We start from the raw sequence: 17543 nt of genomic DNA on the forward strand, positions 1-17543 counted from the left end.
CTTACAAAATGCTTAATGCCATTCTCAAATGGTCGATCGCCCAACGTTGGTTAGTGGTTATTGGGGCCATTCTGGTGGGCATTTTAGGAAGCTACAACCTCACCCAGATGCCCCTGGATGTATTTCCCCCCTTTGCACCGCCCCAAGTTGAAATCCAAACAGAAGCCCCAGGCTTAGCACCGGAGGAAATAGAAACCCTAATTACCCTGCCCATCGAAAGTGCTGTTAACGGCACACCGGGGGTAGAAATGGTACGTTCATCGTCCGCCGTGGGCATTTCCGTCGTTAAGGTGATTTTTGCGGATAACACAGATATTTATCGGGCCAGACAATTGGTAACGGAACGGTTGCAATCTGCCCGGAGCAAACTACCGGCCGGTGCGGAGGAACCACAAATTTCTCCGGTTTCTTCCCCCATTAGCACCATTTTGATGTACGCCTTAACGGTGGATGAACCAGATAACCCCGAAGCAAATTTGATGGAAGTGCGACGGCGGGTGGATCGGGAAATTACCAATCAAATCTTGGCCGTACCGGGGGTTTCCCAGGTGGTTGCCTACGGGGGAGACGTTAAGCAGTATCAGGTTTTGGTAGATCCGGCTCTGCTCAAGGCTTTTAATATTTCTCTACAACAGGTGACAGAGGCGGTAGAAGAAGCCAATGTCAATGCGGCGGGGGGATTTTTATTAACTGCCGATCAGGAAGATGTAATTCGAGGTTTGGGGCGCATCGAAAATATCTCCCAATTGGCAGATTCTGTGGTGACAGCCAGGGACGGTAAACCCATTCTGCTCAGGGATGTGGCGGAAGTGACCATTGGCCCCGCCTTGACTAGGGGAGATGGCAGTGTCAATGGCCAACGGGCAGTGGTGTTGGTGATTGATAAACAACCCCAAGCGGATACCCCCACGGTGAGTAAGGCGGTGGAAAAAGCCATGGCAGAAGTCAAAGCGGCCCTGCCCACCGGGGTTAATCTCCAGGTGACGTTTAGGCAAGAAAATTTTATTGAAGCGGCGATCGCCAATGTGCGGGATTCTTTGCGGGATGGGATCATTATCGTTGCCGTGGTGATGGTTCTGTTTTTAATGAACTGGCGTACCGCTGTTATTACCCTTAGTGCCATTCCCCTTTCCCTTCTCATTGGCATGATGATTTTAAGTTGGTTCGGCCAAGGGATTAATGCCATGACCCTAGGCGGTTTAGCGGTGGCGATTGGGTCGGTGGTCGATGACTCCATTGTGGATATGGAAAATTGCTATCGGGGTCTGCGCCAAAACCAGGCCCTAGGCAATCCCAAGCATCCTTTCCAAGTGGTTTACGATACCTCCGTCGAAGTCCGTACCAGTGTGATTTTTTCCACAGTCATCATTGCCGTTGTGTTTGCCCCCATTTTTAGTCTAACGGGGGTCGAAGGGCGGATTTTTGCCCCTATGGGAGTGGCTTATCTGTTATCTATTTTTGCTTCCACCCTAGTGGCCATGACCCTTTCCCCAGCCCTTTGTGCCTTATTACTCACCCCTTGCCGTTTGCCCAGTGATGAAACTTGGTTGGCTCGCATTTGCCAAAGGATTTATCAACCTCTATTAAAGTTCAGTACCCACCATCCCCGCTGGATTATCGGGGCGGCGATCGCCTTTTTTGTTTTTGCCCTCAGCCTCGTTCCCGGTATGGGGCGGGTCTTTTTACCGGAATTTCAAGAACAGTCCTTGGTGAATGCCATGCTCCTTTATCCCGGCAGTTCCCTGGAAGCCACTAATCGGGTCGGTTTTGCCCTCCAGGATGCCCTCAAAGATGATCCTCGTTTTAGTACAGTGCAGTTACGCTCCGGTCGTGCGCCGGGGGATGCCGATGCCGGTGGGGTGAATTTAGGACATTTGGACGTAGAACTCAGTGATGAGGGAATAGCCGACCGAGAAGCCAGCATTGAAACCCTCCGGGCGGAATTTAATCGTATCCCTGGGGTTGCCCCCAATGTTGGTGGTTTTATCTCCCATCGTATGGACGAAGTACTTTCGGGGGTCAGAAGTGCGATCGCCGTTAAAATCTTTGGCCCCGACCTTGAACAACTCCGCACCATCGGCAAATCGGTGGAAACCGTCATGGCGGAGATTCCTGGGCTGGTGGATTTACAACTAGAACCCCAAGTCCCGGTGCGTCAGGTGCAAATTCAGTTTGATCGACTGGCCGCAGGGCGATATGGATTAACCGTCGGGCAACTTTCCCGCCTGGTTGAAACCGCATTGAATGGCCGGGTTGCCTCTCAGGTTTTACAAGACCAACAATTATTTGATCTCTTGGTCTGGCTGAAGGCAGATGCCCGCAACAACTTAGAAACCATCAGCAATTTGCTAGTGGATACCCCCACCGGCACTAAGATTCCCCTGGCCCAAGTGGCTCAAATTAGTTATGGCACTGGCCCCAACACCATCAATCGAGAAAATGTTTCCCGGTTAATTGTTGCTTCTGCCAACGTTAAGGGTCGAGATCTCCGTTCCGTTGTTAGCGACATCCAAACCCAAGTTAGGTCAAAAGTCACCCTTCCCACTGGTTATTTCATCCAGTACGGCGGCCAATTTGAATCGGAGGAACGAGCCAGTCAAAATCTTTTAATTTTTGGCTTTTTATCCATCGTTGTCATCACCGTTCTGATGTATTTTGCGGTTAAATCTTTGCCCGCAACCCTGATGATTATGGTCAACCTTCCCCTGGCCTTAGCTGGAGGGATTTTGGCGATCGCCGTTACGGGAGGAGTTATTTCCGTAGCATCCCTGGTGGGTTTTATTACCCTATTCGGAGTCGCAGTTCGTAATGGTTTATTGCTGGTAGATAACTACAATCAAAAATTTGCCCTAGCATTGCCCCTAGCCCAGGTGATCCAGGAAGGTTCCCAGGAACGATTAGCGGCAATTTTGATGACTGCCCTTACTTCCGCTCTAGGTATGCTTCCCCTGGCGATTGGCACCGGAGCCGGTAAAGAAATTCTCCAACCCCTGGCGATCGTTATTCTCGGCGGACTGTTCACCTCCACCGCTTTAACTCTACTAATATTACCCGCTTTATATGCCCAATTTGGCCGGTTTTTACGTCCATCGGCTAGCGTTACTACTCCAGAATCAACCCCCATTAATGTTCTGACAAAAGTTTAAATTTTAATTTATTTATGAAGTTCTCAATCCTAACCAATCCTGTTATCCTTTTAGTCACAGCTTTTCTGCTCAATGCCTGTGGTAATCAAACTTCGCCAACGGATATTTCCGTTAGTCCGACCCCGGCTCCTGCCATTGCTCCTACAGAAAATGTTGAGGAGAATAAAACCGAATCCCATGGAGGTCAAGGAGGACAGGTAATTGAAATGGGGGATTACCATTTAGAACTGCTCACCCTCAAAGAAGCCGGAGGTTTCCATCTTGACTTTTACCTACAAAAAGGAGCTGACCATAGCCCCATTACTGATGCCATTGTGACCGGTAAAGTTCAATTACCTGATGGCACTCAACAAGACATTAACTTTAAATATAGCGATCAAGACAAACACTATACTGCCCTTCTTTTTACTCAGGTACCAGGGGATTATAAACTCGCAATCTTAGTTGATATTAACGGTGAAAAAGTTAATGGAAGGTTTAATTTTAGCTATTAGAGTCTGTTTGAGCAACTTTAGGTGAGCCCATGTTAAACCCACTGTCTTCCCTAGCTCAGGCCCCTCCCCGTTCGCAAGGGGAGTATGGGATTGGTCTTCAATGTATGCCTTTCCCTGTCCCAAAACTAGATCAAATTTCAGTGCCAGACTATTTTTCATCCTGATTTCATATTGCTTTGTCAGACTAGACATAGGCACAAAAATAGGAGGGAATAACCTCTATGCGTAATCAACTCTGGATTTATGGTTTGGCTGGATTGCTCCTCAGCGGTTCAGCGGCTGGGGTGACGGCGGTTTATCGTCATCAATCTCCACCACAGATGATGGCCCAACACGGAATGCAGATGCAATGGACAGACCAAAGTTTCATTGAAATGATGATTCCCCACCATCAGGATGCCATTGATATGGCGGAGATGGCCCTGCAAAAAGCAGAACATCCTGAACTCAAAGAATTAGCTCAGAATATTATCCGAGACCAGGAAAGGGAAATTAAAGAAATGAAAACCTGGTATCAGCAATGGTTCGGGAAAGTAGTGCCTCCCCTGTCGAGCCAGGAAATGATGGGAATGCACCAAGGTCATGGCATGATGGCGATGGATTTGGAGGCTTTGGCTACTGCAAAAAACTTTGATCAGGAATTTATTCGTCAGATGATTCCCCACCATCAAATGGCAGTGATGATGGCCAGTCATTTAAAAACTAATACAGAACGCCCGGAGATGGATAAATTGATGGATGATATTATCCGTTCCCAAAGTGCAGAAATTAAGCAAATGAAGCAATGGTATCAGGCTTGGTATGGCCAATAGGAGACAATGAGACTTTTATTGGTAGAGGATGAGCCTGATCTGGGCATGGCGCTGGAAAAAACCCTCCGACGGGAAAATTACATTGTTGATTGGGTGCAGGAAGGTAATATGGCCTGGAGTTATCTGGATCAGGGTTGGGTGAACTATACCCTGGCAGTTTTTGATTGGATGGTGCCTGGCCTGTCCGGGATAGAGCTATGTCATAAACTCCGGGCCCAGGGTAGTTCTTTGCCCATCTTGATCCTGACAGCAAAAGATCGGATGGAAGACCGAGTCAGGGGTTTAGATGCGGGGGCAGATGATTATCTAATCAAACCTTTTGGCATGGCTGAACTATTGGCCCGTTTACGCTCCCTACAACGGCGATCGCCGCAATTACAACCTCAACATTTACAGGTCGGAGGGTGGCAATTAGATTATGGGAGTTTTGTGGTGATAACACCAGGACGCCAAAAAACTTCCCTGACTGCCAAGGAATTTCAACTTTTAGAATGCTTGATGAAGCATCCCCAACAAATTCTCAGTAGTGAACAAATTAAAAATCAACTTTGGGCTGTGTCGGTGGAATCCACAAGCAACGTAGTGGCCGCCCAGGTGCGTTTACTGCGGCGGAAACTAGGGCAATATGGCCATGTGATTGAAACTGTTTATGGCTTAGGATATCGTTTCCAGCCCCATCAAGTCCATGCAGAAAAATAGACTTTTCAACCTATCCCGTTGGCGTTTGGCCAGTTATTACGCTGGGGTAATGGGATTGATTTTGGGTTTTTGTGGTTTGGCCGTTTACGAAATGACCTCTCAGGATCATTGGCGATTGCTGGATCAAGAGCTTACTTCCCTAGCGGGAACCCTCCATGATGGATTGGAACCACTCCTAGGTCAACCGGGACAGCTAGAACCCTCCGTTAAACAATTTCTACCTAATCTTTGCTTAGGCAATCAAGTATGCTCTCCCCTACTTCAACAAAGGCATATTCTTAATGCCACCCAACAACCAGGCTATTATGTCCGTTTTTTGGACTTGAACGGTCAATTATTAGCAACAGCAGGGGAAAATCCACCCGGTTTGGCCTTCGAGAGAGAAACCACCCGCCAGTATCCTTTAACGGATCAAAGGGGCGATCGCTATCATCAGGTGTCCCTGCAACTTAAAACGGTAACAGGACAACCTTGGGGTTATCTAAAAGTGGGACGTTCCTTGACGGAATATGACCACCATTTAGACACGATCAAGAGTTTTTTAATCTTTGGTTTGCCCATTGTGATGATCGGAGTGGGGTTGGCCAGTTGGTGGTTAGCAGGCTTAGCCATGGAGCCAGTTTATCGCTCCTATGGCCAAATTCAGCAGTTCACCGCCGATATTGCTCACGAATTACGCACACCGATTACAGCTATTCAAGCTACCTTAGAAACAACTTTAAACACGGAGTCTAGCTCAGAGGAAGTCTACAATACCATCCAAATACTGAAACGACAAAATTTTCGCCTTACCCATTTAATTAACGATTTATTACTCCTCTCCCGTATGGATTTAAAAACAGTGAATCAGAATCAATTTACACTGTGTTGTCTTAACGATTTAGTTAGTGATTTAACAGAGGAATTTTCTGGTTTAGCGATCGCCGCTGGGGTATCTTTATCAGCAAAGCTAGACAGCCAAGAAATTATCTGGGTAAGGGGGGAAGAAGAACAGCTTTATCGTTTAGTGGGTAATTTAATCAGTAATGCCATTCATTACACTCCAACAGGGGGAAGGGTACAAGTTATTCTTGAGACTGATCAACGACAAGCCATCATTAAAGTTCAAGATACGGGCATTGGCATTGCTCCCTCCCAGCAAACTCGGATTTTTGATCGTTTTTATCGGGTAGATACGGCCCGCTCTCGACAGCGGGGGGGGCAGGATTAGGCCTTGCCATTGCCCAGGCGATCGCCATCAAGCATCAAGGCTGTTTAACAGTGGAAAGTGAGTTAGGTCGGGGAAGTCTATTTACTGTACAGTTACCTTTTTCTTCTTGTTTCTGACAGTCTCCCTAGGTTAACCAGAAGCGCTCAATGGTGCAGGAAAAATGGGAGAAACGCCATAAAATTTAACTGTGGGGAGCAAATTAGCTCAAGATAGTTGCTTTACCCTATTTTCCCAAGTCTTTGACGCCGTTCAATAACATCACCAATCCGGCTACTAAAATTCCCAAGGCGATCGCCCCTAAAATCCAATCTAAATTAGCCGTATTTTCCATATTTTCCAAGGGTTAATGTCGAGATGGCAGTGAATGATTTGGATGGGTAACCATGGCTACTTTTCACTCAGTCCTAACTAGAACATCCTAATGCAACTGTTGGGCCAAACTCCCTTCTGTGGAATTTTTGTTAATAAAATTGACAAACTCTTCCACCATTTCTGGGTTACGCCAACCCCGTTGGGCTTCTCCTTGTAAAATCTCCAAGGCCTGGACTGTATTTACCGCTTGCTTATAGCGACGATTATTAGTCAAAGCAGTGAAAATATCAATGATTTGAAAAACCTGTGCCAGCAGCGGAATTTCCTTCCCCCGGAGGCCGTCAGGGTAACCACTGCCATCCCATCGTTCATGGTGATAACGCATAATTTCCCCCACAGCTCTGCGTCCAGCCAGGGGTTCAAAAATGGTGGCTGCCACATGGACATGGTCCCTTACACAGTCCAATTCTGTGGAGTTGAGGGGCCCTTGTTTGAGCATAATTTCATCGGGTACTTGGATCATGCCCAAATCGTGTAGACGGGCCGCAAAAACGAGGTCATCAATTTGTCCCTGTTCTAGACCGAGAAATTGGCCAAAACCCGCCACTAGTTGACTACACGTAATGCTAGCTTCGCCGACAGCGTAACGTTCCTCGATCACCGCCGCTAAACGAAACAAAACCTGTTCAATCTGGGCCACAGATTCCGTTAATTTCTTTTTCTGGATCAATAAATCCACTTGATTGAGCAGTTCCACCCGCTCCAAGGGTTTGAGTAAATAGGCATCGGCTCCACTAGCCCGACTACGGAGACGACATTGGGGGTCATCCATGGCATTGGTGAGGATGACAGGAATATGTTGCCCGGCGGAGCTATGTTTGATTGCTTGGCACAGTTCAATGCCATTTTGGTGGGTTAAATTGACATCCATCAACACTAAGTCTGGAGCAACTTTTTCCACCTGTTCCACCACTTGGCCACAACTAAATCCCTGGGTGGTTTCCCCTTCAATGATTTGGTAGTTGTTCAAACGTAAAAGGTCGGCGCTGGCGATGCGACTGTAGGGGTGGTCATCGAGCAAAAAAATACGGAGGGGAGAAATTTGGTTCACGGATAGCCAGGGTTAAACTGCGGTCTTGTTCATCATCCTCTGCTCAAGGGGTTTGGGGTCTCCTTGGGCCACAATTTTGCCTTCTTCCAGCAGAAAAGCTCCATCACAATAGTCTAGCTCTTCCAAGCGATGGGTTACCCATAGGGCGGTGATGCCCCTTTCTTTGACTAGTTTTTGTACTTGCAATACTAATTCCCGTTGACTGTCTCGGTCTAGCAGGGCAGTGGGTTCATCCAACAACAGAACAGCACAGTGTCTGGCGATCGCCCCGGCAATGGCAATGCGTTGTTTTTGACCACCACTGAGGGCGTAGATGGGTCGGCGGGCCATATCGGCTAAGTTAACTGCCTGAAGAGCTTCTCCGACTCGACATTTCACCTCCTGGGGAGATAGTTTTTCTTTGACTAAACCAAAGGCAATGTCGGCTCCTACGGTGGGCATGACCAATTGATGGTCAGGATTTTGGAAAACAAAGCCCATGGGCTCCGCTAATTTCACTACACCGCCATGGGGAGTGAGGAGTCCCGCCAATAACCTTAACAGGGTAGATTTTCCACTACCATTGGTGCCCAACAGCATCCAAAATTGGCCCTGAGGCACCGCCAGGCTACAGTTGTGCAAACCAGGACGGGTGGGGGACCACTGAAAACTCAGATCCTGGGCGACGATGGCGGGGGCAGGGGGAAACATGGAAATTGGGAAGGGATAGGCCACTCCAATTTTAAGTTACTGAGCCAAAGCAGGTCGATGGGCACTGGACCTTGCCTCTGTTCAAAATTAGGTCTGGAAAATAGCTCAGCTTAGGTCGGTTTAGGTACACTGCAAAGAGATTTCATTTCTCAAAATTATTGCCATGGCAACTATCCAAGCTTTGTGGCGCTTTTCCCGACCCCACACCATCATTGGTACTACCTTGAGTGTTTGGACGGTGTACCTATTGGCCATGCTGGGGCACGGTACTCCAGATATTTTTCTAGCTTCCCTTAGTTTGGTTTTGGGCGCTTGGCTGGCTTGCCTGTTGGGCAATGTTTACATTGTCGGCCTAAATCAGTTGTGGGACGTTGAAATTGACCGCATCAATAAGCCGAATTTGCCCCTCGCTAACGGAGATTTTTCCATCGCCCAGGGCCGTTGGATTGTGGGACTTTGTGGCGTTGCTTCCTTGGCGATCGCCTGGGGATTAGGGCTATGGCTGGGGTTAACGGTGGGGATTAGTTTAATCATTGGCACGGCCTATTCTGTCCCCCCGGTGAGATTAAAGCGCTTTTCTCTGCTGGCGGCCCTGTGTATTCTCACAGTGCGGGGAATTGTCGTTAACTTAGGCTTATTTTTATTTTTTAGAACTGGTTTGGGTTCTCCCCCTACCCTGATTACTCCCATCTGGGTTTTGACTCTATTTATTTTAGTTTTCACCGTGGCGATCGCCGTCTTTAAAGATGTACCGGATATGGAAGGCGATAGACAATTCAAAATTCAAACCTTAACCCTACAAATTGGCAAACAAAATGTATTTATTGGAACGCTAATTTTGTTAACCATTTGCTACGTCGCCATGGTTATTTGGGGCTTATGGACTGTATTTCCTCTGAATATACCAGTTTTTATTGGCTCCCATTTGTTTTTATTATTCTTGCTTTGGGAGCGGAGTCGGGGGGTGAATTTGGAAGACAAGGGGGAAATTGCTACTTTTTATCAATTTATCTGGAAATTATTTTTCTTGGAATATTTACTTTATCCCCTAGCCATTTGGTTGCCCGCTTTTAAGTTGAGTATATTTTGATAATTTTTCTGCTTTTTAAATCCCCAGTATTCTGTAAAAAATAATTAGTATTCTGTCGAAAATAAATGGAATTTCCTCCCCACAGTGGTTACCACTGGCAAGGCCAGTCTCCCTTTTTTGAAGGTTGGTATGTGCGTCTGCTTTTGCCCCACTCCGGAGAAAGTTTCGCCTTTATGTACTCCATCGAAAATCCCGCTGGCGCTCGCCATTACAGCGGCGGTGCTGTACAAATTTTGGGGCCGGCTACAGAGACAAAGGCAAATCAGGATGACCAACTAATTTGGCGGACCTTTCCTTCAGTGAAAAAATTTTGGGCCAGTCCCCACCATTTTGCCCTGGGTCATTGGGGAAAACATACAGGCAATAACCCGGCCAGACCTCTACCATCGGACGAATTTTTTGCCCTGGTTAAGGAAGGCTATCAAATCTACCAAAATCAGCACCAAGGACAAATCACCAATGGCGATCGCCATTGCCGTTGGCAGTTCACCGTGGAGCCGGAAATTACCTGGGGTAATCCCCAACGTTTTCCCCGGGCCACAGCGGGTTGGCTTTCCTTTTTCCCCATGTTTGATCCTGGTTGGCAAATTCTTTTCGCCCAAGGTAGGGGGCACGGCTGGCTGGAATGGCAGGGGGAACAGTATGAATTTGACCACGCCCTAGTCTATGCCGAAAAAAACTGGGGCCATTCCTTTCCTTCTCGCTGGTTTTGGCTCCAAGCCAATCATTTTCCCCAACATCCAGGGTTGAGCGTCACTGCGGCCGGCGGGGAACGCATTGTCCTTGGTCGCCCCGAAGAAGTGGCTTTAATTGGCGTACATCACCAAGGTAATTTTTACGAATTTGGCCCGGGCCATGGCACCATCACTTGGCAAGTAGCTCCCTGGGGCAGTTGGCAGCTCAAAGCTAGCAATGACAGGTATTGGGTTACCCTATCAGCAACAACGGAAGGGAAAGGCAGTTTAGTCCACACCCCCACCGCCCAGGGTTTACAACTTAACTGCCGAGACACCACTAGAGGACATTTACATCTGCAGTTGGGAGCTATCTGTAAGGATTTAATAGTGGAAACCATAACGGACACCGCCGGTCTGGAAGTGGGAGGTATCCCACTTCCATCAGTCTAGGCAGATGAATAATAAAAGTTATCCCATAAATTTACCAGATATTTTAATCTGTCAAGCTCATTAACCCTGTTAAAAAGCTTAGTCAATTCTCTCAAAAGATGGGCGGGACTGAACAAAATTTTGTGTAAGGGGAGTAAAATCCAATCAAAAAAAGGAGACCCCAATGGTACGTAAAAAACAAGAACCGAATCGCGTCGATGTGTTACTAGATGAGTTGCTAGAAGAGCATAAAACCCCCGAAGAAATTTTGAGAGAGTCAGGACTAGACTACTAAAACAACTAACCAAAAGGTTGATAGAGAGCCCTGAGTGGGGAACTGAATGCTCATCTGAATAACCAGAAAGAAGAAGAAAAGGGCAATAGCCGGAACGGTTATTCAAGGAAAACAGTTCAATCAAACCAGGGTGAAATGGAAATAGCAATCCCTCGAAACAAGGAGAGTAGCTTTGAGCCAGTGTTAGTGCCTACCCGAACATCAACGGACGAAAAAATTCTGGGGTTGTATGCCAGGCGCATGAGTACTCGGGACATAAGTGCCGAACTGCAGGAATTGTATGGGGCAAAGGTGTCAGCCAGCTTGATTAGCGAAGTGACAGATTCAGTAACGGAGGAAGTTAAAGCCTGGCAATCTCGTCCATTAGAGGAGGTGTATGCCATTGTTTACCTAGATGCACTGTATGTAAACATCAAAGTCTCAGGTCGAGTGAGCAAACGGGCAGTGTATGCAGCGTTGGGTATTGACCGGGAGGGAGACAAACAGCTACTAGGACTATGGACTGGGGAAGCAGAAGCCGAGGGAGCCAAATTTTGGTTACGAATCCTGACAGAGCTCAAGAATCGGGAGCTAAAGGATATTCTAATTGCCTGTTGTGATGGCTTAAGGGGCTTCCCTGAGGCGATTGAGGCAGTTTATCCCCAAACCTAAGTCCAACCAACTATGTATTGTCCATTTGATGCGTAATTGCCTTAACTCTGTCCCCTGGAAAGACCCCAAGGCAGTGGCGACAGATTTGAAGCGGCTCTGGATGCTTTTTCCCAGAAATGGGATAAACTTTACCCCGCTATCACTCAAATCTGGCTACGTCATTGGGAGCATGTCATTCCCATTTTTGACTATCCCATGGAAATTCGACGGGTAATCTATACCACCAATGCTATTGAGTCCATGAACTGTTCTTTACGTAAAGTAATTAAAACCAAAGCCGTTTTTCCCGACGAAGATTCTGTTTTTACGCTATTACATTTAGCCATGAGGAACTTCACTAAAAAATGGCAACGCCCTATCCGAGATTGGCGAGCTGCTGCTTTCCATTTTGCTATTCTTTTTCCTGAACCCTTTTCTCTTTAATTTTCCTCTTTACACAAAATCTAGACCACTCTCCAGATTTGAATTATATAGAGCATGACTTTAGTGCATTAAAGAGGGTGAGAATGTATGCACTTTTGGGTACTAGCATAGATAAAATTATTCGAGATTACTGCACAGCTTAGCGTCTCATAATTATCCTAATCAGCTATATCTGATTTTCTTGGATATTAATTGTTGATCTTTTTAACCAAGAAGAGGGAGAAAATAATCTCCCCTCTCTGATTTAACGTCAACTAAACTGAGGTTAGAGTCTTCTCCCCAGTTAAACTTGCATCTCCATTGGCCTCAGGAGAACTCGCCTCGGAAGGGGGAACTGCCTGCCAGAACTTGCCCAAATAATCGGACCAGTTAGCCAAAATTACTTTCCCTTTCGGACTGCCTGTTCTTTCTACATGGGCCGTGATCATGGCTTTTAGTTGTTCTTCCCCTTTAGGAGCGGTAACCCGTTGCAAGGTGATAATTTCCGGATTGATTTTTTCCGGTAAATCCCCCGCTTCATCGAGGAAGTAGGCCAAGCCGCCGGTCATGCCAGCCCCCACGTTGCGACCCACAGGGCCAAGGACGACAATCACGCCGCCGGTCATATATTCACAACAGTGATCGCCAGCTCCTTCAATCACGGCTTTACCCATAGAGTTACGCACTGCAAAGCGTTCCCCCGCCCGGCCGTTGGCATAAAGGTTGCCCCCCGTTGCCCCATAGAGACAGGTGTTACCGATAATCACATTATCTTCCGGTGCAAAGCTGGCCTGGGAATGGGGCACGATGACAACTTCACCACCATTCATGCCTTTGCCCACATAATCGTTAGCTTCTCCTTGCAGATGCAGAGTCATGCCATCCAGGTTGAAGGCTCCAAAGCTCTGGCCTGCGGCTCCTTGGAAGTTGAGGGTAATACTGCCGGTGAAGCCATTGTTGCCATACTTTTTGGCGATCGCCCCGGAGAGACGGGTGCCCACGGTGCGGTCGGTGTTGACCAGCCGGTAGGTTTTGGTCACCGTGGTTTGATGGTTAATGGCTTCTTGGATGTCAGGGTCAGCCAAAATATCGTCATCCAACACAGGACCGTTGCTGTGGACAGGCTCATGGTTTAACCACTGTCGATTTTGCTTAGTATCAGGCAAATTCAGCAAACAATCTAAGGTCAGATTCTGGGTTTTGCTCAACTGGACATCGGAGCGAACTTTGAGCAAATCGGTGCGGCCAATGATTTTGTCCAAACTGCGATAACCCATATGGGCCAACAGGGAACGCACTTCCTCGGCAATGAAATACAAGAAATTGACTACCTGCCCCGGCACTCCTTTGAACCGTTGCCGTAACCGTTCCTGCTGGGTGGCAACCCCCACGGGACAATTGTTGGTGTGACAAACTCGGGCCATAATGCAACCTTCGGCAATCATGGCAATGGAGCCAAAGCCGTATTCTTCTGCCCCCATGAGCGCCGCCATCACCACGTCCCAACCGGTTTTCAGACCACCGTCAGCCCGGAGCAAAACGCGGTCCCGTAGTTGGTTTTCCATGAGCACTCGATGCACTTCGGTAACGCCCAGCTCCCAGGGAGAACCGGCGTGTTTGATGGAACTGAGGGGAGACGCTCCCGTACCGCCGTCATGGCCAGAAATTTGAATAATGTCCGCATTGGCCTTAGCGACCCCAGCGGCGATCGTACCAATGCCAATTTCCGCTACCAATTTCACCGATACCTGGGCTTCAGGATTAATTTGGTGCAGGTCGTAGATTAGCTGAGCTAGATCTTCAATGGAGTAGATATCGTGGTGGGGAGGGGGGGAAATGAGAGTTACACCGGGTTTAGAACGACGCAACATGGCAATGTATTCACTGACCTTCTTGCCAGGCAGTTGACCCCCTTCACCCGGTTTGGCTCCCTGGGCCATTTTGATTTCCAACTGTTTGCCGCTCATGAGATATTCCGGGGTGACCCCAAAACGGCCGGAGGCAATTTGTTTAATGGCGGAGTTAGCCGTGTCGCCATTTTGTAAGCCGTGGAGGTGGGGCAATGTGGGGGAGTTGCCTTCTGCATCTACGTCATCTAGGGTGAGGTAGCGCACCGTATCTTCGCCCCCTTCCCCGGAGTTGGATTTGGCCCCCAGCCGATTCATGGCGATCGCCAAAGTTTCATGGGCTTCCCGAGACAGGGCACCGAGGGACATACCACCGGTACAGAAGCGTTTGACAATGGATTCCACCGATTCCACCTCTTCCAGGGGAATGGCAGTCTGGTCAGGATTAAGATCAAGCAGATCCCGCAGCGCAGTAACGGGGCGCCCCCGGAGATATTGACGGTACAGGCCGTAGTGGTCATAGGCTTCGGCGTTGGTTTCATTGCCCCCCCGTTGGTAGGCCGCCACCGCTTTATGGAGGGATTTAGACATCTCCGGAGAGTTCATGTGGTACTCCCCACCGGGACGATAGTTAACAAAGCCAAAGTTTTCCAACTTTTTAGCCATTTGCGGGAAGGCCATGCCATGGAAAACCATCACTTCCTGGGCCACGTCGGCCATGGTTAACCCCCCCACTCGGCTAGTGGTGCCAGCAAAGGCATATTCCACCAATTCCGCCCCCAAACCGATCGCCTCAAAAATTTGGGCACCGTGGTAGGAGGACAGCAGTGAAATGCCCATTTTGGAGAGAATTTTAAACAGCCCTGCTTCCACCGATTGACGGTAGTTCTGCAACGCAGTGGCCAGGTCGATTTTATCTAGGCGGCCATTATCCATCAGTTTCTGGGTTTTCTCATCCCGCCACCATTGCCGTACTGATTCCAAGGCCAGGTAGGGACAAATGGCAGAAGCGCCATAGCCCACCAAGCAAGCAAAGTGATGGGTGCTCCAACATTGGGCCGTATCCACCACCAGGGATGCCTGTAACCTTAACCCGGCCCGAATCAGGTGATGGTGCACTGCTCCCACTGCCAGTAGGGGAGGAATAAAGCTCTGATTTTGGCCCAACGTAGCTCCATTGGGCCGGTCGGTTAATATCAAAATTTCAGTGCCGGATTGAACCGAGGTGATCGCCTTTTGCACTAAACTATCCAGGGCATTCTGGAGACTATTAACGCCGCCTAAATCGTAGAGGGTGGAAAGTACCGCAGTGTTCAATTGACCCTGTTTAATCGCCTCCAACTCCAACTCATTCACCAACGGCGATCGGAGCTTGATCATGCGGGCCGCTTCAGCCTTGGGCTCGAGAATATTGCCCCGGGGCCCCAGGAACATGGCCAAAGACATCACCAAATTTTCCCGCAGGGGGTCAATGGGGGGATTGGTCACCTGGGCAAAGCGTTGTTTGAAGTAGTCGTACAGTAGGCGGGGTTTATGGGACAGTACGGCCAAAGGAGCATCGTCCCCCATGCAAAAGGTCGGTTCCTTACCTTGATTAGCCATGGGGACAATCACCATTTCCACATCTTCGGCGGTATAGCCAAAGGCCGCCTGTTGTTGCAAAGTCGTTTCAGTGTCGGCAAACAGACTTTTGTCAGCAAAACTTTCCGAGGCAACCATTTGACGATTTGCTTTTAACCACTCCCCATAGGGATGTTTCCGGGCCGCCTGCTGTTTAATTTCGTAGTTTTTGAGAATTTTTTTCTGGTCTAAATCCACAGCAATCATTTGCCCCGGAGCTAACCGACCCTTTTCCACAATGCTTGCTTCTGGTAAATCTACTACCCCCGCTTCGGAGCCCACCACAATGTAATCATCTTTGGTAATGCAGTAGCGGGCCGGACGTAGGCCATTGCGGTCTAACCCGGCCCCGACAATTTTGCCGTCACTAAACACCAATAGGGCCGGGCCATCCCAGGGTTCCTGCAGGCCACTGTAATAGTCATAGAAATCGGTAATTTCGGGATAGTTGTTTAATGCCGGTTGATTTTTGTAGGCTTCCGGCACCAAAATCATCACCGCTTCGAGGGGCCCACGGCCAGTGCGGGTTAATAGTTCTAGGGCACTGTCGAGGTTGTAAGAATCGCTGTTAGCTTGGTTGACAATGGGAGTTAGAGCTTCCAATTCGGCCTTTGTCCAGCCTGGTACTTCTAACGCCGCTTCTCGGGCCGCCATCCAGTTAATATTTCCCAGGAGAGTATTGATTTCCCCGTTGTGCCCCAGCATGCGCATGGGCTGGGCTAGGGGCCATTTGGGCATGGTGTTGGTGCTAAACCGACGGTGGTAAACGGCGAAATTACTGATGTATTGGGGATTGAGTAAATCTAAATAAAATTCTCCCAAAACAACACTACGAACCATACCCTTATAGACGATGGTGCGGCAGGAAAAGGAACAAACATAAAAATCTTCCGCTAGCCTTTTACCAATGATGGAGCGGGCGATGTATAGGCGGCGGTCGAACTCATCCCCGGCACAACCAGCGGGGCAAGTGACCAAAATTTGTTCAATATGGGGTTGATTACTGCGGGCTTGGCTACCCAACACGTCTGGGTTCACCGGCACTTCCCGCCAGCCCAGCACCGTTAATTTTTCTAGCCGTACTACTTCTTCCACATAGGCCCGGGCCACTTCCCTTGCGGAAGGTTCCTGGGGCAAAAAGACCATTCCCACCCCCAGGCGATCGCCGTTGGGCATGGGCAAATTGCGAGTGGCAAACCACTGGGCTAACAAATCCCGGGGAATGGCGGTCATCACCCCGGCCCCGTCCCCCGAATCATTATCGGCACTGCATCCCCCCCGATGCTCCATGCATCCCAAGGCCTTTAGGGCCTGCTCCACCAGAGTATGGTCCGGTTTACCCCGGAGATTAGCGATAAAACCCACACCACAGGCATCTCGTTCTTCCACTAACCAAGGTTGACCAAGGAAAGGTTGGGTAGAATTGGTGGCAACAGAGGAGTTTAACATAGGTGCTAGCAACGGATATTGGAAGAAAATGTGGACGGCAATTGGAGACCCCAAAGGGCCCCTCAGCTTGGGGGCGGTGGTTAATTTTACCAGCTAGCCTAGGCAGTGGTTTGTTCGCCTTAACCGCTTCATGGTGGCGATCGCCAAATTTTGGGAGGGAGACGAAATTAACCTGATCGATTTTGCTTGTAACTATTCTTCACATTATCGCGCACCGAAAACCCAGATTAACTATTTTTTTGCACCACAGCCAGCAAAATTGGACTAGGAACGTGTTTGAAAAGTACAAAGCTAGGTATTTATCCCCCTAAATCTCCTCACTAAAGCTCCGGCTCAAAAAGGGGGACTTTTGTGACCTTTCCCTCCTTCCCAAGGGGGGCTAGAGGGGATTAGACAGCCAAAACTCAACTTTCCAAACAGGCTCTAAAGCCCTAGATAGGGGTTGAAATCTTAACTGCATCAGGTCAACATCCCTTGCCGTGTTAAAACCTTTTTACCGGTTAATTTCACAGTGAACATTTACGAGGCTTGTTAACCCAAAAACAATGGATAAACCTTCACCTTGGCGATCGCCTGCAACAATGGCTGGAGTTGGAACCTTGCTTACAG

11 protein-coding genes and 2 pseudogenes are annotated in these 17543 nt (G+C 48.6%); 10 read left to right on the forward strand and 3 right to left on the reverse strand.

The annotated features are described in order from the left end of the window. The first annotated feature begins 8 nt into the window (after positions 1-8). From IQE94_RS01690 to IQE94_RS18790, 6 genes are all read left to right on the forward strand, one after another. Positions 9-3146: an efflux RND transporter permease subunit gene (locus tag IQE94_RS01690; RefSeq protein ID WP_223342583.1), complete on the forward strand. Its 3138-nt coding sequence runs from the start codon at positions 9-11 to the stop codon at positions 3144-3146. Positions 3147-3160: 14 nt separating this feature from the next. Continuing rightward, positions 3161-3640, forward strand: coding sequence for a hypothetical protein (locus tag IQE94_RS01695; protein WP_223342584.1), 480 nt, complete (start codon positions 3161-3163; stop codon positions 3638-3640). A gap of 221 nt (positions 3641-3861) precedes the next feature. Beyond that, positions 3862-4452, forward strand: coding sequence for a DUF305 domain-containing protein (locus IQE94_RS01700; RefSeq protein WP_212715737.1), 591 nt, complete (start codon positions 3862-3864; stop codon positions 4450-4452). Between the two features lie 6 nt (positions 4453-4458). After that, the gene (rppA, locus tag IQE94_RS01705; protein WP_212715739.1) at positions 4459-5151 is read left to right on the forward strand and encodes a two-component system response regulator RppA; all 693 of its coding nucleotides are present in this window, start codon (positions 4459-4461) and stop codon (positions 5149-5151) included. After that, positions 5138-6361, forward strand: coding sequence for a two-component system sensor histidine kinase RppB (gene rppB / locus IQE94_RS18760; protein WP_370630496.1), 1224 nt, complete (start codon positions 5138-5140; stop codon positions 6359-6361). Before rppA ends, rppB begins: the two co-directional genes overlap by 14 nt. Before the next feature lie 26 nt (positions 6362-6387). Next, on the forward strand, positions 6388-6477 hold the full coding sequence (locus tag IQE94_RS18790; protein WP_370630533.1) for a hypothetical protein: 90 nt from the start codon (positions 6388-6390) through the stop codon (positions 6475-6477). A gap of 302 nt (positions 6478-6779) precedes the next feature. On the opposite strand, the gene IQE94_RS01715 is transcribed toward IQE94_RS18790, so the two are convergent. Continuing rightward, positions 6780-7784 (reverse strand): two-component system response regulator, encoded by a 1005-nt coding sequence (locus tag IQE94_RS01715; protein WP_212715743.1) that lies wholly within the window; start codon positions 7782-7784, stop codon positions 6780-6782. Between the two features lie 12 nt (positions 7785-7796). Further along, positions 7797-8474: an energy-coupling factor ABC transporter ATP-binding protein gene (locus IQE94_RS01720; RefSeq protein ID WP_212715745.1), complete on the reverse strand. Its 678-nt coding sequence runs from the start codon at positions 8472-8474 to the stop codon at positions 7797-7799. Positions 8475-8637: 163 nt separating this feature from the next. Here IQE94_RS01720 and IQE94_RS01725 point away from each other — a divergent pair, with 163 nt between their 5' ends. The 4 genes and pseudogenes from IQE94_RS01725 to IQE94_RS01740 form a co-directional block, all read left to right on the forward strand. After that, the gene (locus IQE94_RS01725) at positions 8638-9564 is read left to right on the forward strand and encodes a homogentisate phytyltransferase (RefSeq protein ID WP_223342585.1); all 927 of its coding nucleotides are present in this window, start codon (positions 8638-8640) and stop codon (positions 9562-9564) included. Positions 9565-9629: 65 nt separating this feature from the next. Continuing rightward, positions 9630-10691, forward strand: coding sequence for a tocopherol cyclase family protein (locus IQE94_RS01730; RefSeq protein WP_223342586.1), 1062 nt, complete (start codon positions 9630-9632; stop codon positions 10689-10691). A gap of 304 nt (positions 10692-10995) precedes the next feature. After that, a pseudogene (locus IQE94_RS01735) lies at positions 10996-12039 on the forward strand (IS256 family transposase). A 26-nt stretch (positions 12040-12065) separates the two neighbouring features. Further along, positions 12066-12182: pseudogene (locus IQE94_RS01740) on the forward strand (IS630 family transposase); the annotation flags it as partial. Between the two features lie 111 nt (positions 12183-12293). Here IQE94_RS01740 and gltB read toward each other — a convergent pair. After that, positions 12294-16964: a glutamate synthase large subunit gene (gene gltB / locus IQE94_RS01745; protein WP_212722146.1), complete on the reverse strand. Its 4671-nt coding sequence runs from the start codon at positions 16962-16964 to the stop codon at positions 12294-12296. Between the last annotated feature and the right edge of the window lie 579 nt (positions 16965-17543).

Origin of the sequence: Synechocystis sp. PCC 7339 (assembly GCF_019924095.1) — a bacterium.
Lineage (GTDB): Bacteria > Cyanobacteriota > Cyanobacteriia > Cyanobacteriales > Microcystaceae > Synechocystis.